The sequence below is a fragment of the Streptomyces sp. NBC_01775 genome (genome assembly GCF_035917675.1).
GTDB lineage: Bacteria > Actinomycetota > Actinomycetes > Streptomycetales > Streptomycetaceae > Streptomyces.
On the sequence record NZ_CP109105.1, the window covers coordinates 1 to 21,113 of the forward strand.

Here is a 21,113-nt window from a genome sequence, read left to right on the forward strand (position 1 = left end):
CTCCGCGCCGCTGAGTCGGGTGTCTGGTGGGCTGCCACCTTCGGTGACGGCGGGGTGGTGCGGTGGTTGGCGGTGTGCGGGTTCAGGCAAAAGACGCGGGCTGGAGGGTGAGGGTTGGCCTTGCCTGTTTGTGCATGTGGTGTGGGGTTTTGGTGGGGAGGGGACTGGTCGGGGGTCCGGTCCCCACCCCCGGTGCGCGGTGCCGGCCTGGACGAACCGGTGGCCGCTCACGCTCCCGTACCGCTACAGTATGTACCCGCCCGACGATGGTCCACAACCCCCGAAACCTGACGACACGTCACCGGAACCGTTTCCGGATCCCTTGCAGAGAGGTCTACACCACTCAGTGGCTCCGCCACTGGAAAACACCTCAGTCAGGCCCCGGAACAGGGGTCTCAACGGCCTCAAAAACGCGTAAGAAGCGACTTCTTTGCCAGTGGGTTGCCATCCAGTGCCAAGGGAGACAGGAAAGCGCTGTAGGCGAGCCGTGGAAAGGGAAACAAATGGCACACGACAACCTGAACGAGGATTGCGAAAAGAGCATGTATGAGGATGCGCCCTGCTCTTGCGAATTCCGCACCCGCGAATACGACAGCGCCTCTGTACGAGGAGAAGGGCCGAGTTCCTACGACGGTCGAATGGCAGGCCCCTCGCTCGACTGGTAGCGAATTCCGCAACACGACGGAAGGGAAACAGAAATGGCGCACCATAAGACGCCCAGCAGTTTGGGGCCCCGTCAGTTAGCTGAGCACCTCGGGATCCCGGAGTGGCAATTCGACCGCGCCCGCCGACTCGACCGGGTGCCGGCGCCCGACCGAGCCCGTGGCCGATGGTCGAGGGCGACCGTCGAGGACATCGCCCCGCGCCTGGACGAGGTTGTCGAAGCGGCCGGCTCGGTGCCGGACATGGGGGCCGTCCGCGCCGCTGAACACCTCACCCAACGCCTCGGGATGGACGTGACGCCAGATGCCGTGGCCGAGCTGGCCCGGCAGGGGCTCCTGCGCACCGTGGAGCCCTACAAGGGCAACAACGCCTACGACGGCCAGGACCTCGAAGCGCTCACCGACCGCGTGGCCGTCGAACGCGCCGGCCACGACGGCGAGCAGCTGCTCCGCGACGAGGTAGCCGAACGGCTCGGGGTGCGCGAGGTCGACGTCCAGCACCTCGTCCGGGCCGGCCTCCTCACCCCAGTGCGGTGGGTCCGCTCCTGGCACCAGCGGCGCAGCGCAGCACCCTGCGTGCCCCTCTACCGCGCCGCAGACCTGACCGCGCTCCAGGAGCGCCACGACATCAACTGGAGCGCTGTGAGGGCCACACCGCGCGGACAACGCTCACCACCCACCTCTCTGCCCGACGCTGGATGAGCAGCCGGCCAGCCCCGACCACAGCGGCCCGAGCACACGCCACAGAGGCATCAAGTCGAACTTCAGCATCATGATCACCTCGTTCACGAAGGCCCGCCACTCCTCAGACTCAGGATCTTGCCGCCGGCGTGCTCCTTGACGAAAACGATGTCGCGGTCGTCCTGCAACGAAGTCGACGGTGAACTCAACGACCAGATGCGGACCGCCATGCCGGAGAGCCCAAGAAGTAGAGACAGGGCGCTCCGGCGACGATGAGGTTCAGCGCTGGCTGTACCAGTACCCAAGCGCCAGCAGTGCCCCGTTCCCCAGGAGTTTGACCGCGACGCGGGTCGCTTCGTCAGCTGCGGTTGCCGCGATTCCACGCAGCCCACGCCCCCTGCCCTGGCGAAGAGGTCCCGGTATCTCCAGCTCGAAGGGCGGCTTGTCCAGCCGATGACAGTTACTGCACTGACACTGCGAGCCCGTAGGCTCAGGAGTAGCTCTGATGGTGGCCTCCCAAGGTCATCGTGAGGTGCTTCATGAAGGTGGCCCTCTGTCTCGCACACAGGGGGCCACCGCCATGTTCAGCAGCAGCCCCGACGGGCCGGGATCATTGTGCTGCACCCCACCGACAGCACGTTGCGCGCAACCCCCCAGACTCGAACGAGCATTCGGCACCCTGTACCAGTGCGGCCTTCCAGGAATACGCCACACACGACAACCCCACCAGACACAACCCCGGTCGGCGTAGGGCGACGGCGTCTCTCAGACCTTGCCCAAGCAACGACTGCGGCCGATTACCAACTGGGCTCGTGACTACCATGCGCCCCGCAAGGTCCCGGGCCGGAATCGCCACTCAGGGGGCAGCACCAGGCCCGAGGGCTGGTCAATCTTCAGCAGGATGAAGTACACCAGCCCGAAGGCGATGAACACCGGTGGAAAGCAGCAGCCGGAGAGCACCGCTGGCTTTCAGGCGTTGATGCTGGCTTTATCGACCACCAGTGGTTCTGGCTCAACTTCCGTGACGTGGCCACTCTCTGTCACGCAAATAGGACGCGTTTGCGAAGAAGTTGGAAGCCTGCCCGTCCGAACATCTGACGCTTGAGCATCTTGATCCGGTTGACATGGCCTTCGACTGCGCCAGAGCTCCAGGGCAAGGTGAGTCCGGCGATGACGGCGTCGCGATCGCGGTCAATGCCGGCCGCGAGGGTGTGAAGGCTGGGCAGGTTGTCGCTGCGGACGGCGTCGAGCCATTGCGGGAGACGGTGGCCTTGGCGCTCGGTGAGCATCTCGGCGAAGGACCGAACGTGGCCGGTGAGGGCTTCGAGTTCAGGGCAGTCGGCCAGGACTTCCTTCAGCCGGGTGTGTTCGGTGTCGGTGAGGGCCTCTGGTCGGCTGAGAATCCACCGGGTGACAGCGCGAGGTGTTGGCGGCTGGGCGGTGACAGGGCGGGGTGAAGTGCGCTTCTTCCTGATGTAGGCGCTGACGATGCCGTAGCTGCCGTTGTAGCCGAGCAGGATGATCTCCTCCCACAGCGTCCAGGCGTTCGTGCATCCCTCATCCCAGCGTTTGTCGAGGTAGGGCTTGTACTCGTCAACGGCCGTGGCTCGATTGAACCGGTACTGGCCAGTGAACAGGTCTTCCGGTCTGGCGGCGTCAGCCAGGCTCTTGACTGTTCGGTGTGTCATATGGAGCTGACAACCGATGGAACGGCGGCTGTGGCCAGCTTCGAGCATTGCGTGGACGGTGACGTGTCTAGCCCGGATGCGGTTGGCGAACCGCTCACTCTTCCACGGCGAGGCCGGAGTCTCCCCTGACAGCACAGGCTCGTCCGTGTCCTCCTTCCCGACCGATTCGGGCAGGAGGACGCGCAGACACTGGCGATGGCGGGCGACAGCACGCTCGGCAGCATCACCGAGGTTGCTCCACAAGTGCCACTGGTCAGCGACCTGGATGGCTTGTGGCGCCCCGGCCCTGGCGCCTTCCGCGAAGAAGGGCGCACGGTCGCGGCATACGACCTCGATCCCGGGACGGGCGGAGAGCCACCCGGCCACGCTGGACGCCTCCCGGTCGGGCAGCAGGTCCACCGGTCGCCGGGTCTCGACATCGACCAGCACGGTGCCGTACGCATGGCCTTTGCGGGTGGCGTACTCATCGACGCCGACCACCCGAGGAGACGGGATATCCGGTTCTGGCAGGGCTTGGACCAGGCGCAGGACCGTGCTTCGGCTGACGGAGATGCCCAGAACCGCGGACAGTCGGGCACCGGCCCGGCCCGCCAGGGCGAGACCTACCGAAGCGAGCGTGGAGCGCAGCCGCTCGGTGCGCTGGCCGTGCTTCCGGGTCAGGCCGGGTATCTGCTCGACGAAGGTCCGGCGCGGACACACCCTGTCCAGACACCGGAAGCGCCGGACGTGCAGGCGGAGTACGACTCTTCGCCCACCGCTCGGGACATCGGCAGGAAACCGCAGGTAGGAGCTGTGAACCCGAGCCGACGAGATGCCGCACTGCGGGCAGGCGGCGCCCGGCGAAGTGCCTTGCGCGTCAACACGGACTATCGCGATATCGACGTCTACCGACAGCACCGCGACGTCCGCGATCGCCGGTAACAACAGCTCCTGCAACCGGAGTACAACTTCTCTCACGGGCGAGACTGTCAGCCCCACCGCGACGATCACGATCTATTTTCGGTCTGCTTCTCGCGCCACCCGGCAGCCGCCAACCGTCACTCAGAGTTGCCCTTGCACGGAAGTTGAGCCAGAACCGTGTGACGTCGATAGAGCCACACGCGCAAGCCAGGACCGTGCCCTTGAGCTCTCCGCTCCGACCAGCAGCATGACGCGCGGCCTGCTGCACATCGACGCGGCAGCCTGCTGGCTACGGGAAGGCGACGCCGCGCGGGCCTGTAGCACTGCCACGACGGCGCTTGCCGAATTCCTCTCCGGATGGCGAAAGGGCCTCACCCCACACCCGCGCAGCCGACCTCTACCGCAGCATCCCTGCCCGGAACCGTCAGGAATCCGCCGCCCGCGACCTGCGCCAAGCACTCGCCAGAGCCTGAGACAGAGAGCCTGCGCTATCCATCCCGGCGGTCTTCATACTCGGCGGAGGCCGACCAGGTCCGCGGCTTCCGGTCGGGGCGGCATACGTCGCACACCCGGGCCGCGCTCATGTCCGCCAGCAGGGCCGGCGCCTTCGCCGCCGTCACCAGCCGCCTCTTCCAGTCGCCCCGGGCCTGCCAGCAGTCCTTCCGGTGCACGTACCACTGCGGCGCCTCATTCCGCACACCCCGAGTACGCACCGCCAACCACTGCCGTCCGCACCCTTCGTCGGCACCGCGTCGTAGCGCTCGCCGGGAATCGGGGTGATGGAGTCTGCCGCCACGGTGATCCGGGTCGGTGCGGCCTTCGCCTCTCTCTGCCGGTCGGCGTGCTCGTAGCGGGTGGGCAGGATGGCCTCACAGGCGAACCACCCGGCCGTCCGAGGTGCGCTCGCGGGCGGTGACGATGACGTCAAGCTGCTGGCCGTCGGGCAGGGTCGCCCACGGCCCCGCACGGGCACGCCACCCACTCATAGATCGAATCTTAGTTCGATATTGGTCAAAGTGCCCGGCTGGGTCGATGATGATCCGCCCGACCTGGACTTCGGCGACCGCCGAGGGCAGCGGCGCGGGTCTCCCCGCTCAGGTGAGGAAAGGGGCCGTCGGGAGGGTAGTGGTTGGCCGTACGAGTCCGCCTCCGAACGCGTTCCCGCATCATGGTCCTGAACCGGGAGCGCTCATCAAAGAGAGCCCAGCATGCCGCGATACCTGAAGATCCACGAGATCCGCGCGATGACCTACCTCGAACTCAAGCGCTGGTGGGAGGTCGACTTCGATGTCCTGGTCTCAACGGCCGTTGCCGAGGCTGACGGTCGCGTCGACTCCACTGTTTCCGAGGCTCTGAACAGCGACGACTGGATTGAGCAGTGGGCTGACGCCCTGTACGCGGGCGCAGGAGAACTTGCGTCGAGTATCGAGCGCATGGCATTTACCGGTGATCCGCGCTTGACGAAAGTGAAACGCCGTGGGGGCGTCGTTCTCCAGCGGATGGGACAGGTCAACGGGCTTCTGAAAGCAAGGCGCGCAGATCAGGGCTGGGAGATGCTGGGTGAGCATCTCAAGGATGCCCGGCTCGCAGCCCTGGCGATCTTGGCCAAGCACTACCGTGAGGAATACTTAGAACTACGAGCACAGGAACTGGCCCGGCGCGGCCTGCCTTCGGATCATCCGTTCTACCACGTGTCCTACCGTGACGTTTTTGACGCCATCGAGGATGCCGTCACAAAAGGTCTGATCGACGCGCCGTCCGACAGCGGGAGAATACAGGCTCTGCTGTCCGCGCCGCCGGACGAGCTCACTTCCCTGGCGGCCGGCGACACCACCCACCAGCAGGACCGCTGTGACGAGCTTCGGCACCCGCTGCTCCTGCGCCGATGGGCCGGAGCCTTGGAACACCTCCGCGACCGGCACTGTGAACTGGCCGGACTTGAGCCAGTGTTCACCACTGAACTCACGTCTCTCGACATGAAGGCTGTGCGTTCGTTGAAGGAGGAGGACGCCTGGGCGCTCATCAACCGGCGCAGGTTCATCCGTGCCCTGGGCCAGCGGTGGCGCGAGTGCCAGATGCACGTCCGGCAGCTGGGCCGGGTTGCCGCGCAGCGGAAAGAAGACGTCGCGAAGCCCTGGCATGAGGCGGAGCATGCCGCTCGCCAAGAGCTGGGCCGTCGATACCCACAGCAGTTGGATCTTCTCATCGCAGGCTTCACCCCCTTCTGCGAGCCTGGGACCACCCGGATCAAAAGAGGAGCTCTGTCGACGCATCAACGAGGACTGCTCGTCAATGAGCTCAAAAAGTCTCTGCCGTGATCTATGCCCTTCCCACTGCCCGGCCCAGGACGCCGCCTCGTGCCACCCAGCAGCGACCGCCGCATCATGCGGCGACTCGCTCCGGCACTTCGGGAGCGCCGGCCCCCCTTGCGCGCCATCGCACAACTTGGCGCGCAGCCCGTGCAGGCACGGCTCGGTGAACAGCTTCTGCGACTCGGGCTTCAGCGCAGCCTCGGCACGACCGTACATCCTCAGTGATCGTTGCAGTCGGCTGCGCGTTCACCCAGTGCTGTCGTTCAGGATCCCCCCGTGTGCGATCCTGCCAGGCCAACGGAGTGGCTCACTGATTTGACAGCGATTGGACCGGTTCTCGGTCCACGGGAGAGTGGGGGCGCTCGGCGGGTGCTGCGGCGGCGGCCTCCCGTGCCGCGCGGGTGCAGGTGGCGAGGTGGGAGAGAACACTGTTGAGGATCTCGAATCGGTCGCTGGGGCGGCGGGAGGGCAGGCGCTCGATGGCTTCCTCCGCTGCCTCCTGGACGTGGCGCGTCCAGGAGGCCATGTTCTGGTTCGGGTCGGTGGCGGCGGCACGCCAGTCGCGCTCGTAGGTGACGAGCCTGCCCGACAGCGTGGCGTCCTGGCGGGCGGCGACGTGCGCCGGGTCCAGACGGAGGGCGGTCAGACGGGTGCGCGCGCACATCCACGCGCGGGCCGCGCGCACCCCCGCCACGCCCACTAACCCCAGCACACCCGTCACGGTTGTCAGCGTCTCCATCGAATCCCCTCCCGGTTCGCGGTCTCGGGCACCGCATGTGTGCGGGCACCCGGCCCTTAGACCGTGTCCTATGTGGTGAGGCGGATGAGTCGTTTGTAGCAGCACAGGGCGGCTGCGAGGCCGAGGAAGGCCAGGTAGTTGCCCGGGTCGCATTCGTAGCGGTGGTTGAGGCGTCGGTAGCCGGTCAGCCATGACATGGCGCGTTCAATGACCCATCCGCGGCGCCCTAACCGCTCGCTGGACTCGATGCCTTTGCGGGCGATGCGGACGCCGATGCGCTTGCCGCGCAGCCATCTGCGCAGGTCTGGCCGGTCGTAGGCTTTGTCGGCGTGCAGCCGCTGAGGTTTGAAGTACCGGCCTCGATCAGGGTCGTGTCTCGTTTGGTGACCGGCCACCATCGGCTTCAGCCCTTCGCTGTCGTGGACGTTGGCGGCGGAGACGCCGACGAGGAGGGGCAGTCCGTTCGCGTCCGACAGAACGTGCATCTTCGAACCCGGCTTGCCCCGGTCCACAGGCGACGGGCCTGTGTGTTCGCCCCCTTTTTCGCCCTCACGTGGGCGGAGTCGAGAACGACACGGGTGACGTCGATGAGGCCGGCGTCATCGAGCCGGTGCAGCACAGTCTCATGTAGCCGGCCCCAGACGCCCGCTCTCGACCAGATCACGAACCGACGATGGGCCGTCGACTTCGATATCCCGAAGCACGGCGGCAACGACCGCCAGGCACAGCCACTGACCAGTACATAGACGATCGCCGCGAACACCGTCTCATCAGGCGTGTCCTGCGTCCCGCCACCCTGCGGCCGGACTCTCGACGCCGGGATCAGCGGCTTCGCGACCTCCCACAACCCGTCCGGAACAATCCAACTCCACGTTCCCCGCCCCATACACAGACCAACGTCCGCCTCACCACATAGGACACGGTCTTACTCGCCGCACCAGCGACGACGCCGAGGAGTACCGCGGGGCCTGCCTCGCCTGCACCTGGGAGGACGAGGAGCGCACCGGTCGCACCGCAGACCGCGCCGCCGTCGAGGACACCCACGACCACGCGTTTCCCGGGTGGCGCACCCTCCTGCCCCTGCTCGGTCCCGCCGGCCAGGAAAGCGCCCGCGTATGGGCCCTCGTCCGCGCCCTCTACCCGCCCCGCTGGCTCGACGCCGGAGCCCCCCAGCTCGTGCGCCGTGCCACCGCCAGCCCGCGCTACCGGCTCCACATGCCCCCACCCGCCCGCACCCGCCCCCCCGTTCCCGAGTCCACCTGCCCTCTTCTGAACGCTTTCGCCGGGGCGCGCTCCCAGGCTCGCTGCCCATCAGCGGCGGGCTGCGCCACGGCGCCGGGGCGGCCCGTCCCGTCACGACCGGAGGACTACATGCCTGTCTATCTGCCTGAACCGGACCGCCCCGACCACGGGGGGAACCGGCTTTCCCTGAACGCACACGTGGGCCGTCCTCGCGACCAGTGCGGGCTGCTCCCGACCAAGTACGTCACGCTGTACGAGAGCATGACCGGCCGTCAGCGGTGGGGCGGGTACGGGCGGTGCACGATGGAAGGTGCCTGTTCTTCCTGCCCGGTCCAGCGAGAGCACTTGCAGGGAGCCGAACTGGAGTGGCCGCGGGGGACCCCCGTCCTGCGGGCCCGCTCCGTCCCCCTCCAGCCGGACCCGAGGCATGTCTTCAGCGACCCGGCGGCCGGACACGAACGACTGTTCCTGACACCCCTGTGGGGTGCTGAACCAGTCATTGTCTCTTTTCGCGAGGTGCGCAACGCTCCTGGGGTCTCGATGGGCCGGGCCTTCGACGAGGGGGAGGCGACCGGCTTCTGGCTTCTACGTGACCGCCCGGACGCGGAGCAAGCCGCCGTCCATACCAAGGAGTTCGCCTCGCCCACCCGGCACGCCCTGTATGCGCGGCGCGGAGGCCCGCGCAGCGCCCTGGTCTCCTGCTCGGGCGGCTGCGTGCACGGCTCCATGGCTCTGGCCCGTCTGGCGCTCGACCTCACGGCGCCCGAGCCTCCCGCGAAGGTACCCGCCCCGCCGGCCTTTCTGCCAGGCGCGCCCGGGGTGTCGACGCAGCACCGATCCGCACGCGAGACCACCGTCACCCGGCACGGCAGCAGCATGCGGGTTTCCTGGGCCAAGCCGCGGACCTGGGCCACCGAGGCGGCGCTGACCGCGTTCGTCCTCCGCCTGGTCCTGTATGTGCCCCCGGTACAGGAGGTGTGACACAACAACCCGCATAGGGTAGAATTACTCTCGTCGATCTGGCGGCAACCGGACCGACGCCCCAACCCAGCACGTAAGGAAGCAGCTTCATGCACGCCAAGCACACCCATTGGACGGTCTCCTACCGCCACCGCTCCGGCGGCACGAAGGTGACCAGCACCAGTCTGAGCACCCCCGATGCCACCCGTCAGCAGTACGCCTTTCACAGCGGCCTCGACTGGAACACCGATGTGCGGATCACTGAGCAAGTCATCCGCGAGACCCGCCGCCTGATCTGCCTGTCCGAGCTGCCCGGCCCCGGCCAGCCAACCCCCGTTCCACAGCTCCCGGACGGCGCCCACGAGGTGAAGCGCCACTACCGGTTCGCCCGCAACGGCCCGGCCGTTCTGCCCACCGGGGACGACGTCCGCAACCACCACGAGTGGCTGACCAACCATCGCGACGTGGACCCCGCTGAGCTCCGGGCCGTCGAGGTGACCCTGACTCGATACCGCCGGGAGGTCGCCCTGGACGAACTGCCCGACCTCGCGCCTCCCTCCCGGCCCGAACCGGGAGAGCGCACGGCCTACCTCGCCGCCCGCCTCCCCGTCACCCGCCGCAACTTGGAATCGGCCGCCATCGCCGTCGGCACCATCGCCACCGAAGGATGGGAGCCCGAGGAGGGCTACGGCTACCCCGGGGAGGGCAAGCACTGGAAGCTGAAGTGCCTGCTGGAGTGCCAGGGCCCCGGAACCGTATGGGTCGGGGTGCGCTTCTACTCCCACCTGCGCCGCAGGCGTCCCCTGCTCCGGCACGAGGGGTGCCTGCCCCGGAAGGAGCACGCCGAGCGGATCTCCGCGCTCGCCCGGAATCTCTCGCCCGTGTGCCCGTGCCCGGCGGTCAGCCACCCGACGACCCCGGGCGATGTGGACGCTCTGATCACCCGTCTCCTGGACCACGACCGACGTCAGGACGAGCAGGCCAGGTACGTCGTGCGGAGTGAAGTGGCGCGGCTCATCGAGCCCTGCCCCGCCGCCCCGGCCCGCGCGACGGCAATCCGCGCGCTTCAGGAGATCCGAGGCCGCGCCCCGCAGAACTAAGCACCACCCCCGGGGGGCGGCCTGCCGCCCCCCCGGGGGTCCGCTCCACCTTCCTACCCGTCCGCGCCAGAAAGCGAGACCGAAGATGCCCGAGCCGAACGCCCTGCCGTTCTTCGCCCAGCTCCGTGACCAGCTCGCCCGCGTCGCCCTGCCGCTGTCCGCCGAGGAATGGCGCCTGAACCCCGGCGGAGGTTTGCTCTCCCAGGGGCCCCTGGCCACCGGCGCCGAGGCCGAGCGCGTACCCGACGCCACCTGGACGCACACCGACTTCCAGATCTACGACCGCCACGCGCTCATCGCCAGTCTCCCCGTCCCGCACAGCCCGACCGACGTCGACTCCCCGAAGGAGGCCGCCGAGGCGGTCACCGACTCACGTGCGGCCGTCGCCGCCCTGGTCGCCGCCCCCGACGCCCTGAAGACGCTGCTCGACGCCGGACTGCCCGAGCTGCTGCACGCTGCCGCCCAGTGGGACCGCGCGAACCACGCCACAGACCACGACCGCGAGACGGCCGCCGTACAGCTCGCACGACGGCTCGCCCGCTTCGGCGAAGCCCTCGGCTGAACCACGCGCCACCGCACCACCCGCACCGGCCCCGGACGGCAATCCGGGGCCGGCCCCAACCCTGCTGAACCACAGGACTCCCGTGCGCCATCTCCCGCCCCCGCGCTTCTACCTGGGCACGCACCAGCCAAGCTGGCTCCCCCACGTCGCGCACCCGTTGTTCGTCTCCTACTCCCGCATCAGGAACCGGCGCCGCCTCGACCGCATCCGCGCACTCGGCCCGTGGGCTTTGGATTCCGGAGCCTTTTCGCAGCTCGACCGCCACGGCGAATGGACCATCCCGGCAGCCGAGTACGCAGCATCCATCACCAGGTACCACCACGAGATCGGCGGTCTGGAGTGGGCAGCGCCCCAGGACTGGCCCTGCGAACCACCGGTCACCGCAAAGACGGGACTGACGGTCGAGGAGCACCAGCGCCGCACCGTCGACTCCGTTCTGCAGCTGCGTGCGCTGGTACCGGCCGTGCGCGTCATCCCGGTCCTCCAGGGGTGGACTCTCGCTTCCTACATGCGGTGCGCCCAGATGTACGCCGACGCAGGGGTCGACCTGGCGGCCGAGCCCCTCGTGGGCGTCGGGAGCATGTGCCGGCGCCAAAGCTCCATCACCGCAACGGTCATGCTGGACCAGCTGGTCAACCTCAACGGGCCAGAGGCGCCCCCGCTGCGGCTGCACGCGTTCGGATTCAAGCTCCGCGGCCTGACCCTGGCCACCGGCACCCTCACTTCTGCGGACTCCATGGCCTGGAGCTACGCCGGTCGGAACGAGCCCGGATGCGGCCCGAGCCACCAGAGCGAGGCTAACTGCCTGCCCTACGCGCTGCGCTGGGGCCAGGACCTCATCGACCAGCTCGCGGACGCACACGCAACCCGCCGCTGAACCACCGCCGCAACCCGGAGCGCCCGCCCGCGGAGCCTCCCTTTCTGAACCACAACCCGTCGGCCCCGGACGGCAATCCGGGGCCGATCGGCCCCAACCCGACCCCCTGGAGGATCCATGTCTTCCGCCCATCAGCTTCCCCTTGGTGATCCTGCGGAGTTCTGCCAGCGCTGGCGGTACCGACGCCACAGCTGGCTGCGCAGGCGCGAGGGCGGCTTCGACCAGTCCAGCTATCAGGCCAGGATGCTGGATCACGACGTCGCACGGCGCTTCGTGGCCGAGCACCACTACAGCCGCTCCTGGCCCGCCGTACGGCTGGCCGTCGGCCTGTACGCCACCGACCCGCGGGCCGGGCGTGAGGGCCTGGTCGGCGTGCTCGCCCTTGGCGTCCCCATGCACCCGGCGGTCCTCACCGGCCCGTTCCCGAATCTCGTCCCGTACCGGGAGAGCCTGGAGCTGTCCCGGCTGGTGCTCCTGGACCAGGTGCCCGCAAACGGCGAGAGCTGGTTCGTCGCCCACGCCTTCCGCCTGGCCGCGCAGCGGGGAATCCGGGGCATTGTGGCGCACTCCGATCCTCAGCCCCGCGTCCGGCAGACCCCCAACGGGCCTGAAGATCTCCACCCTGGGCACGTGGGCACGACGTACCAAGCCAGCTCCATGGACTATCTCGGCCGCACCCGCAGGCGCCGCCTGACAGTGCTCCCGGACGCCACCGTTCTCCCGGACCGGGCACAGTCGAAGATCCGCGCCGACGAAGCCGGACACCTCGGAGCGGAGCGCAGACTGGTCGCATTCGGCGCCCGGCCCCGCCGCACGGACGAGGACGGGGCCCGCTGGCTGGCCGAGGCGCTCGAACAGGTCGGCGCGACGGTACTGGACCACCACGGCAACCACCGCTACGCCCGGTATATCGGGCCGACGCGAAGGCACGGCCGCAGCCACTCCATCGCTGTCACCGCCTATCCCTTCCCGAAAAAAAACGAGCCCGGGGGTTCGCGGTGAGGCGCGGCCGGAAGACGCTGATCTCCTGGGGCATGGGCGGCGATTCCACCGCTGCGATCACGCGGCTGTGCGCCGACCCCACGGCCTACGGCCTGGCCAGCGACATGTCCGATGTGATCGTCGTGGTCGCGATGACCGGGGACGAGTGGGAAATCACGATGGACCTGGCCGAGCGGCACATCCTGCCGGTGATGCGCCGGCACCGGATCCGGCTGGTCCAAGTCGCGCGGGGCGGTGCACTGGAGGAGGACGGTGTCCGCGTGCTCTCGGACACCCGTTTCCCCCGTCGGCTGTGGCGCCGAGGTGACCGTGCGCTGTCCGACGAACTCGCCGAGACGGGCACGGTGCCCCAGTACGCCGCCGGTGAGCGTCGGTGCTCGCTGAAATACAAGGGGTGGGTGATCGACACGTGGGCGCGGGCCGAGCTCGGTGACCGCTCCTACCGCCACCTGATCGGGTACGAGGCGAGCACGCGGGAGCGGGGCCGGGCCGCGCGGTACGACAGCTTCGCGCACGAGCGGGAGGAGACCTGGTATCCGCTGATCGAATGGGGCTGGGAGCGCAGCCGTGTGCTGCAGTACCTGGAGGAGGTCTACGGCGTCGCCAACTGGCCCAAGAGCTACTGCGTGCAGTGCCCGTTCCCCGCGGTGGCCGCTTCCAGGGAGGAGCACCTCCGGCGGTGCCGTGACTATCCCCAGGAAGCGGTGAAGGCGCTGCGGCTGGAGTACACCGCCCGGGCGCTCAATCCCCGCTCCACCCTCTACAGCCGGGGGACCACGCTGATCGGTCTGCTCCGTGACGACGGCAACACAGCAGCCCTCGACGTCTTCGGCAGGCTGCTGGACCAGTGCACCTGGTCGGTGTACGCGGTGCGCCGGGTCTATATGCCCGGCCGGGACTGCCGCCACCGGCATGGGAAGGGATGCACGCGAGTGACGTGCCTGAGTCCGCTGGTGAAGGGACAGGCATGGCGTTCGGTCCGCTGCGAGTTCACCGGGTCCCGCGCGGAAGCCCTGTCCTGGCTGCGCAGTGAGGCCGCCGAGATGGGCTCCCCGGTCGTGACTGCCGGCGGCATCAGCCGGGCGTCATTCCATGAGCTCGGTGAGGAGTACCCGGCCGCCGAAGGGTTCCTCGTGGCTGCTCCGGCAGGGGTCGACAACAAGGAGCGTCCCGGGTTCTGGGAGCGGTGGGAGCAGGTGACGAGCGGGCTTTGGAAGCCGCTGGCGGCCAGGAAGGCGGGGAGAATGCAGAAGAAGAAGTTGACGACCCGCTCATAGCGAGGGCATAATTACCCTCGTCGAATTTGCGGGGAGGTGATGGCCGGCGGGAAACACCTCCGAAAGGTGTCGGCCCAGGGCGGCAACCCCGACCGAACGTCCCACCGGCCATCTGGTCCCAACCCAAGCAAACCAAGAAGGAAGCCAAGGAACCGCCTCCAGTTTACGGGGTCCCTGGCACCGCACTACCGCGTCACTCACCAGATCGGGAGATCACAGACATGGCCAGCACCCCGCAGACCCGGACCCATGAAGGCCGCACCGTCGTGAATCGCGCCTGGATGGCGCAGCGTGCCGGAGTCAGTGAGGACACCGTCAAGTACTGGTACCGCAGCGCCCGGAAGGAGAGCGTCGGGCCGACGCCGCCGCCGGTCGGGCCGACGATCGACCGGGTCGGCTACTACGATCAGCTCGACTTCGAGAAATACCTGGAGGACCGGGAGGCCGCGAAGCGGGCCACGGTGACGCCCACCGATCCGGCCCTGTACGAAGGTGACCCCGACGACCTGGTCGACATCAACACCGCAGCGCGCTTGTTCCACTACACAGACGCGTCGGTGATCCGTGGCTACCGACGTCTGCACCCCGGATACTTCCCGGAGCCCGCCGGAACCGAAGAGGGCCCCAGCGGCAAGCAGATCCCCGCCTTCCGCCGTGGGGACCTCATCGACTTCGACCGAGGCCGTGACGGGGACAACACCGGGGCCGCCGGTCGGCCCGCCGGTACGCCCAGCGCCACCGCAGGACAGCGCTGGCCCGTGACAGAGCACCGCATCGACGTCGCCCACCAGTACATGATCGACCTGGGCGGCTGGAAGCACGGCACCGCAGCCGAACTCGCCCGTCGTGCGGGCGAGCCCGCCAAGTCCTGGGAGCGCGCGGTCAAGGAAGCCCGCCGCAGGATCGAGCAGCAGAACAACGAGGACCAGCCGCCGTCGGAGAAGGAGTGAACAGCGTGCCGGTGACCAAGCTGGTCGAGGAGATCCTGACCGTGATCGAGGGCGCCACCCCTGAGGAGCCGGTCTGGCTCCAGACGATCTACGACGGGACCGGGCGCGGGCCCGCGTCCGTCGATCCGGCCCCGCCGGGTGGGTGGAGGCGTACTGGGAGACACCGGAACCAGCCGGCCGTCCCCGCCGCCGCTACTACCGGCTGACCGAACAGGGCGACCAGAGTCTGCGCAGGGTCCGTCAGCCCCAGTCGCGCCCGTGGTGGCGGTTCAGGACCGGTCCCGCGGCGTCGTAGGGCGACGTGAAAACGAAGGCCAGCAGGTCGTCGCCGCTTACCACCCGCGTGGTAAGCGGCGACGACCTGTTGTGACGGCATCGAGACCGCGAACGGGTGGCCGTGGCGAGCGGCACGGTAAGCGGCGGGGGGTTCGGTCGGGTGAGCGCTGAACCGCGCTCTTCCGACCCCGCATTCCCGCGGGATACCGAGAGGGACCCGGATCCTGATGCCCGTTGCTTCCACTTCCCCGCGCCCGCGCACGTCGGGCACGCCGATGCGCGAGCAGCTTCTCGCCTTCCTCTGCCAGCACCGTGCCGCCGACACGGCGCAGCTGCACCGCATGCTCTACCTCCGGCCCCGGCCCCGGACGGACCACATGCGGCGCTGTCTGCGCCAGCTCCAGGAGCAGGGGCTGGTGGAGGCGGCCGTCCGTGCCCATCACCCGTCGGTGTGGGCACTCTCCGACGCCGGCCGCGCCCTGACCTCCGGCTGGACACATCTGTCCGCGCAACCGCCGCGCCGCGGATCAGGGCTGGCCAGCCAGCGCACCGTGCACACCCTGACCGTCACCCGCACCTGCCTGGCCTTCCTGGACGACGCGCGCGGACGCGGAGACGAGTTCACACCGCTGGACTGGCGGCCGGAGACGGCGCACCCGCTGCGTGACGGCGCCGCAGGCGGCGAGCGGACGCTGATCGCGGACGCGCTGATGCGCTACACCCGTACCGGCCAGGCCCGGGGACTGCTGCGGGCCTTCGTTGAGGTCGACCGGGCGACCGAATCACCGGAACGGCTGGCCGCGAAGGCCATCAGCTATGCGCGGTTCTACCACTCCCGGCCCGCCCCCCGCCGCGGTGCGCAGCCTTCGGGGATGTCGTGGCAGCAGACCTATCCCCGCTTCCCCCGTGTGCTGTTCGTGCTCAGCAACGCCGGTGCGCGCGCCCAGGCCCAGCGCATCGCGGATCTTCAGGCGATGGTGCGCCAGCACCCGCTTGTCGCGTCCCTGGCCGCAGAGGTCGCGCTCGGCGTGGGTGTGCTGGAGGACCTGGAGGAGCTGGGCGCGTCCGCGCCGGTGTGGACGCCGCTGACCGGATCCGGTGAGCGGCGGAACTGGATGGACCTGTGACGCCCTGACTTCGCCGTCGGTGCCGGGATGGCCCTCCCGGCACCGACGAGGCGCCGCCCGACGGCGGCCGTACTTCTTCCTCTTCCACCAGGCGGTCCGCCTCTTGCATGCGCGGAGCACCGCCGGCTCGGAGCGATGATGCCCTACGTCCAGGCTGAGAGCCAAGGCTCGATCTGCCCCGCCCCTGTGTCCGCTGCCGCCCCGGCGCGGTTCGAGTTGGTCCGTGACCCGGCGGCACAGGAGGTGAGTACGACAGCCTCCCGCCGCCTGCGGCGAGGGGAGGATCTGCGCGCAGCCGCACGGTGGATGACTGAGCGCGGGTTCCACCCGGAAGCCGGGCCCGGCACGGTGCGCACCGCCGACGACTTCGCCGACCGGATGGGCGCGAGCAGCCAGGGGCATGTGGCCTACGGGCTGCAGCAGATGACCGTCCGGCTGGGCCGCTCGCGCAGCTGGGTCACCGCCCAGGTTCGCATCCTGCGGGAGCTGGGACTGCTGGCCTGGGTGGAGCACGGCTCGGCCTGGCGGAACGCGCTGCGCACCCGCTACGGGGAGAACTTCCGGCCCGGCATGGGGTTCGCGAAAACGGCGACGCTCTATGCCCCCTGCGCGCCGCGCGTGTGGGACGAGGCCCATGGACGCCGGGTGGGCGGGTCCGGGTACACGGCGCGGGTGATCGGGGTGACCGAGCACGGCCGGCGTCTGGCGGTGGAAGAAGCACGGGCCCGTGTGCCCCGCCAGTCCCGCTGGACCCCTTCTTTTACCCCCGCCCCCACTCACCCCAAGGTGCAGGAGGAGGGAAAGAAGAACTACACGGGGGACATACGGCGGGACAGCGTCGTACGGCCGAGCGGACGCACCCCCCGTCAAGCGGCGGCCGACGTGGAAATCGCACGCTGGGTCCGCCCCCGGGTCGGCTGGGTGCAGCGCGCCGGGCTGCGGCAGCTGGCGTTCGGGCTGCGCCCGCTGATCGACAGCGGGCTCGACGGCGAGGACATCGCCGCAACGCTGAGCACCTGGTCCTGGGGATGGGGCGAGTGGCGGCCCCAGCGCCCGGCCGCCTACATCCTGGCGCGCGCCGCCGGGTACCAGCAGCCCGGGCCGGGCACGGAAGCACAGTTCGCCGCGCAGACCGGAGCGGCCTGCGTCCGCGGACCGCAGTCACCGTCGGCACGGGCAGCGTGGGAGCTCGCGGTGCGTACCGTCCGGGAGCGGGCCTCCCACCCGGAGCAGGAGCAGCAGGCACTGCCCGTCGCGCTGCTCGGGTTCCCGCACAGCGAGCGGCAGTGGCGGAACCAGGAGGAGCAGCAGATCCGGGACGTGATCCTGGCTTCGCTGGAAGAGGCCGCAGCCGCCTCCCGGGCGCGGCGCCGGGCCGGGAAGGACTTCGGGTGCTGGCTGGCCGAGGTCGAGCGGGAGGAGTTCGGTTCCTGGCGGCGGTCCGGGACTTCGGGATCGCGGGTGGGGCTCGCGGGGGCGTAGGTGGATACGCCTCTTGCGCAGAGGCGGCACTGAGTGCGGCCAGCTCCGGGGTGCTGTTCATGAAGATCCGCTCCCAGCGCGAGCCCCTTCCATAGGCCGACCTGGGATGGCCGCCCCCGGCGGCCGGAGTGGCTACACGGTCCGCGTCGACGCGGACGGTCAAGCAGCTCCTCCGTGTCATACAACCCGCGTCCACAGGCGTCTGATCCGGCGCCCCCGGCGCCCGTCCGAGCTCGCGGTAAGTGCGAGTACGGGATGCTGACCTGCGCTGGTAAGCCGGATGTCGCCCGTGACGATGTGGTGAGTGCGGTCGCTCACCGGGGCGGGATCCTGCAAAGGACCAACTACGGCGCCGTTGCATCCGAGCGGTGATCCCGCAGCCAGTCGACCAGTTGCGAACCGCAAGCGATAACGAGTTGCCTAGACCCATCCCTCGTCGAGGTAGATCGTCCAGGTGTCTCTCACTGCCCTGTTCAGTTCAACCAAGGACGCAACGTTCGCGATGACGGCCGGCGCGTCGGAGAGCCGCAACGGCGAGTCCGGGACCCCGTGCCGGGTGTAGGTCGGCAACTCGCCGCTACAGCCAAAGCCGTGGAGCGGGAGGGGACCACGGTTGAACCATGCGGGGCGGTGTTCCTCGGCCCACGCGGCTGCGGCGTCGACGCGGTCCATATGCGCCAGCAGGTGCTCAGGGGCGGGCCCGCCGCTGAACTGCACGAGGAAGCCCTCGGCGTCGACGGCCCACCAGTCCCATGTGAACCCAGGTCGAGGATGCCGCAGGATCGTCGCCATGCCGCCACCGTATCTGGGCCGGAACAAGGCTGGTGAAGATGCCCGCAGGAAACGGCCTAGGTGTGTTGTCCCGGGACGTTGGTGACGGGTGACACGCCCGTGGTGGGTGCTTGAACGAGGTGAGGGCCTTCTGGCTCGGTGTGGATTGCGACATCTACCGCCGAGTGCAGGAGGCCCTCGTGATCCACCGTAACGCCCCGTTGACGCCGACCGGTCGGCTGCGTCTGGCCAGGTGTGTCGTCGAGGACGGCTGGCCGGTACGCAGGGCGGCCGAGCGCTTCCAGGTCAGCCACACCACCGCCGCCCGCTGGGCCGGCCGCTACCGCCGGCACGGCGAGACGGGCATGTACGACCGCTCCAGCCGCCCTGCCCGCTGCCCCTGGCAGACACCGCCTCATAAGGAGGCCCGCGTGCTTCGGATGCGGCGCGAGCACCGGATCGGCCCGCTGCGCCTGGCCGCACGGACCGGCGTCGCCGCCTCCACCGCCCACCGCATCCTCCAACGTCACGACTCGCCCGCCCTGGCCGTCCTCGACCGGGCCACCGGTGAACCCGTCCGCCGCTACGAGCGCTCCCGCCCCGGCGAGCTGATCCACGTCGACGTCAAGAAACTCGGCCGCATCCCCGACGGCGGCGGCCACAAAGTCCTCGGCCGGGCCGCGGGCAGCCCGAACAAGGACCGTCGCCACGGCATGGGATACGCCTACCTCCACACCGCGCTCGATGACCACTCCCGCCTGGCCTACACCGAAGACCTGCCCGACGAGACGGCCCCGACTTGCGCGGACTTCCTCCAACGGGCCACGGCATGGTTCGCCCGACAAGGCGTCACCGTCGAACGTGTCCTGACCGACAACGCCTGGGCCTACACCAAGAACACCTGGCGCCAGACCTGCCACGAGCTGGGCATCTCTCCCCGCTGGACGCGACCATGGCGCCCACAGACCAACGGCAAGGTCGAACGCTTCCACCGCACCCTGCTCGACGAATGGGCCTACCACCAGCCCTATACCTCAGACGCCCAGCGACAGGCAGCCTTCCCCGACTGGCTGGACTGGTACAACTACCACCGACCCCACACCGGAATCAGCGGCCACACCCCAGCCAGCCGCATCACCAACCTCCCCGAACAACACACCTAGGCCCCGATGGTCTTCAGGAAAGGGGCGTTTCGCTGTCCTTATGGCCGGGACGGTTTCGAGTCAGGTCGGCCTGGACCGTCGCTGAGCGGGACGCGAGCGTCTCGCCCGCACGTCTCTGACCTGCGGTGGTAGGTGCACGGGGCGGCTGTGGCGGCTCCGCTTACCACGGGGCCCGGGCGGCTTACCACGCGCCGGTGGTACTTACCACGCCGCTTACCCCGGGTTTTGTGATGTGCCTGTGACGGCATCGGGGTGCTGGTGGTAAGCGGGGCGGTAAGCGGCCGGGCGAATTCTGTGGGCATCGAAACCGCCTCTTCCACCAGGAGCACAGATGCCCACTCCCTTCCGGCGCCGGGAGCGCGATCCGGGGTCCGCTGAACCACCCGCGCAGTCCGTGCGGCCGGTGCGCTACCGCTCGGTGATGCTGTCTCAGTTGGCGGTGTATGCCGCGCTGGCCGCCGGCCCCGTCGCGCTGCTGGTGTCTTGCGCAGCCGACTCGGCCCCGGTGCGCAGCGCGCCGAAGGCCGCTGCGCAAAGCACGGTGCGCAGCGCGCCGGATCCGGGCGGCTACGCGGCGCTTTTCGTCGATTGCTGGTTGCGCAGTGCAGGTCAGGAGGGGGATCGCAGCCGAGCGCTGGAGTCGATGGCGCCCGGGGTGCGGATGCCGGAATGGGGCGACGAGGCCCCCCGGGTGGAGCGGGTCGGCGCGGTGCGCAGTCAGCCGGTGGGCGCGGGTGGGTGGTCGGTGACGGTCGCCGTGCAGACCTCTTCCCCGGAGCCGCGGTACTTCTCGGTGCCGGTGCGCAGTCAGCAGGCGGGCGGAGGTGCGCGGTTCACCGTATCGGCGGCCCCGGCGGAAGTGTCCGCCCCGAAGGCCGCGAAGCAGGCGCCGGACCCCTACAGCAAGAGCGTCAATGCCTCTTCTCCTCTGGCGGGCACGGTCGAGGACTTCCTGTCCTCTTACGTGGGCGGGTCCGGAGGCGCGGAGCGGTATCTGGCGCCGGGGGTGTCGCTGCCCGCGGTCGCCCCGTCCCCGTATGAGGAGGTGCGGGTGGAGTCGGTCACCGCCGCCTCGGGTGACGGTGAGGGCCGGGTCGGCAAGGACGGGGAGCGCGTCCGGGTGCGCGCCATGGTGACGGCGCGGGATGCGGACGGCGGGACGTGGCCGCTGGCGTACGCGCTGCGGCTGGTGGCGCGGGACGGCCGGTGGGAGGTCGGCGCGCTGGAGAGCGGGCTGGAGCATTCCTCCGGCAAGGGTGCGCAGGCCGCTGCGCAGTCTTCGGGTGTGGTGCGCAAAGCCGCCGCGGTCACGTCCCCCGGTGCGATGCGGACGGGGTGGTGA

At 69.3% G+C, this 21,113-nt stretch carries 19 protein-coding genes and 1 pseudogene; 15 read left to right on the top strand and 5 right to left on the bottom strand.

Going from position 1 to position 21,113, the window contains the following annotated elements; translation table 11 throughout:
* The first annotated feature begins 698 nt into the window (after window positions 1-698).
* Window positions 699-1,364, top strand: coding sequence for a hypothetical protein (locus OHB04_RS40245; RefSeq protein ID WP_326685672.1), 666 nt, complete (start codon window positions 699-701; stop codon window positions 1,362-1,364).
* 1,019 nt (window positions 1,365-2,383) lie between these two features.
* Here OHB04_RS40245 and OHB04_RS40250 read toward each other — a convergent pair.
* Both OHB04_RS40250 and OHB04_RS40255 read right to left on the bottom strand, forming a co-directional pair.
* On the bottom strand, window positions 2,384-3,988 hold the full coding sequence (locus tag OHB04_RS40250) for an ISL3 family transposase (protein ID WP_442815065.1): 1,605 nt from the start codon (window positions 3,986-3,988) through the stop codon (window positions 2,384-2,386).
* Between the two features lie 431 nt (window positions 3,989-4,419).
* Window positions 4,420-4,644, bottom strand: coding sequence for a DUF6233 domain-containing protein (locus OHB04_RS40255; protein ID WP_326806454.1), 225 nt, complete (start codon window positions 4,642-4,644; stop codon window positions 4,420-4,422).
* Between the two features lie 495 nt (window positions 4,645-5,139).
* Between OHB04_RS40255 and OHB04_RS40260 the strand changes: the two genes are divergently transcribed.
* Complete coding sequence (locus OHB04_RS40260) at window positions 5,140-6,249, top strand: hypothetical protein (RefSeq protein ID WP_326685676.1); 1,110 nt, start codon at window positions 5,140-5,142, stop codon at window positions 6,247-6,249.
* Between the two features lie 301 nt (window positions 6,250-6,550).
* Here OHB04_RS40260 and OHB04_RS40265 read toward each other — a convergent pair whose 3' ends face one another.
* Window positions 6,551-6,982 carry a hypothetical protein gene (locus OHB04_RS40265; protein WP_326685677.1) on the bottom strand — a complete coding sequence of 144 codons (432 nt, stop codon included), beginning with the start codon at window positions 6,980-6,982 and terminating at the stop codon, window positions 6,551-6,553.
* Window positions 6,983-7,050: 68 nt separating this feature from the next.
* Window positions 7,051-7,868 (bottom strand): IS5 family transposase gene (locus OHB04_RS40270; protein ID WP_326685678.1). Its coding sequence is split into 2 segments (ribosomal slippage): window positions 7,051-7,526 and window positions 7,526-7,868, totalling 819 coding nucleotides; the frame shifts between segments, so codons are not numbered across the junction.
* Window positions 7,869-7,882: 14 nt separating this feature from the next.
* Between OHB04_RS40270 and OHB04_RS42100 the strand changes: the two are divergent.
* From OHB04_RS42100 to OHB04_RS40320, 11 genes and pseudogenes are all read left to right on the top strand, one after another.
* Window positions 7,883-8,176 (top strand): annotated as a pseudogene (locus tag OHB04_RS42100) (DUF6349 family protein); the annotation flags it as partial.
* A 564-nt stretch (window positions 8,177-8,740) separates the two neighbouring features.
* Window positions 8,741-9,205, top strand: a complete 465-nt coding sequence (locus OHB04_RS40275; RefSeq protein ID WP_326809621.1) for a hypothetical protein — start codon at window positions 8,741-8,743, stop codon at window positions 9,203-9,205.
* Window positions 9,206-9,294: 89 nt separating this feature from the next.
* On the top strand, window positions 9,295-10,284 hold the full coding sequence (locus OHB04_RS40280) for a hypothetical protein (RefSeq protein ID WP_326809622.1): 990 nt from the start codon (window positions 9,295-9,297) through the stop codon (window positions 10,282-10,284).
* Window positions 10,285-10,369: 85 nt separating this feature from the next.
* Window positions 10,370-10,846 (top strand): hypothetical protein, encoded by a 477-nt coding sequence (locus tag OHB04_RS40285; protein ID WP_326809623.1) that lies wholly within the window; start codon window positions 10,370-10,372, stop codon window positions 10,844-10,846.
* A gap of 82 nt (window positions 10,847-10,928) precedes the next feature.
* Complete coding sequence (locus OHB04_RS40290) at window positions 10,929-11,723, top strand: deazapurine DNA modification protein DpdA family protein (RefSeq protein WP_326809624.1); 795 nt, start codon at window positions 10,929-10,931, stop codon at window positions 11,721-11,723.
* Window positions 11,724-11,840: 117 nt separating this feature from the next.
* Complete coding sequence (locus OHB04_RS40295; protein ID WP_326809625.1) at window positions 11,841-12,725, top strand: Mom family adenine methylcarbamoylation protein; 885 nt, start codon at window positions 11,841-11,843, stop codon at window positions 12,723-12,725.
* Window positions 12,722-14,002, top strand: a complete 1,281-nt coding sequence (locus OHB04_RS40300) for a hypothetical protein (RefSeq protein ID WP_326809626.1) — start codon at window positions 12,722-12,724, stop codon at window positions 14,000-14,002. The genes OHB04_RS40295 and OHB04_RS40300 overlap by 4 nt, the downstream gene beginning before the upstream one ends.
* A gap of 221 nt (window positions 14,003-14,223) precedes the next feature.
* Complete coding sequence (locus tag OHB04_RS40305; protein ID WP_326809627.1) at window positions 14,224-14,952, top strand: hypothetical protein; 729 nt, start codon at window positions 14,224-14,226, stop codon at window positions 14,950-14,952.
* A gap of 5 nt (window positions 14,953-14,957) precedes the next feature.
* On the top strand, window positions 14,958-15,158 hold the full coding sequence (locus tag OHB04_RS40310) for a hypothetical protein (protein ID WP_326809628.1): 201 nt from the start codon (window positions 14,958-14,960) through the stop codon (window positions 15,156-15,158).
* 297 nt (window positions 15,159-15,455) lie between these two features.
* A complete protein-coding gene (locus OHB04_RS40315; RefSeq protein WP_326809629.1) occupies window positions 15,456-16,355 on the top strand; it encodes a replication-relaxation family protein in 900 nt (299 codons plus the stop codon).
* 306 nt (window positions 16,356-16,661) lie between these two features.
* The gene (locus tag OHB04_RS40320) at window positions 16,662-17,837 is read left to right on the top strand and encodes a hypothetical protein (protein ID WP_326809630.1); all 1,176 of its coding nucleotides are present in this window, start codon (window positions 16,662-16,664) and stop codon (window positions 17,835-17,837) included.
* Window positions 17,838-18,257: 420 nt separating this feature from the next.
* Here the strand turns inward: OHB04_RS40320 and OHB04_RS40325 are convergent, their stop codons facing one another.
* Window positions 18,258-18,629, bottom strand: a complete 372-nt coding sequence (locus OHB04_RS40325; RefSeq protein WP_326809631.1) for a hypothetical protein — start codon at window positions 18,627-18,629, stop codon at window positions 18,258-18,260.
* Between the two features lie 179 nt (window positions 18,630-18,808).
* Between OHB04_RS40325 and OHB04_RS40330 the strand changes: the two genes are divergently transcribed.
* Together OHB04_RS40330 and OHB04_RS40335 are read left to right on the top strand one after the other, a co-directional pair.
* Window positions 18,809-19,771 (top strand): IS481 family transposase, encoded by a 963-nt coding sequence (locus OHB04_RS40330; RefSeq protein ID WP_326693403.1) that lies wholly within the window; start codon window positions 18,809-18,811, stop codon window positions 19,769-19,771.
* Window positions 19,772-20,102: 331 nt separating this feature from the next.
* Entirely contained in the window at window positions 20,103-21,113 is a 1,011-nt protein-coding gene (locus OHB04_RS40335) for a conjugal transfer protein (protein WP_326809632.1), read from the top strand.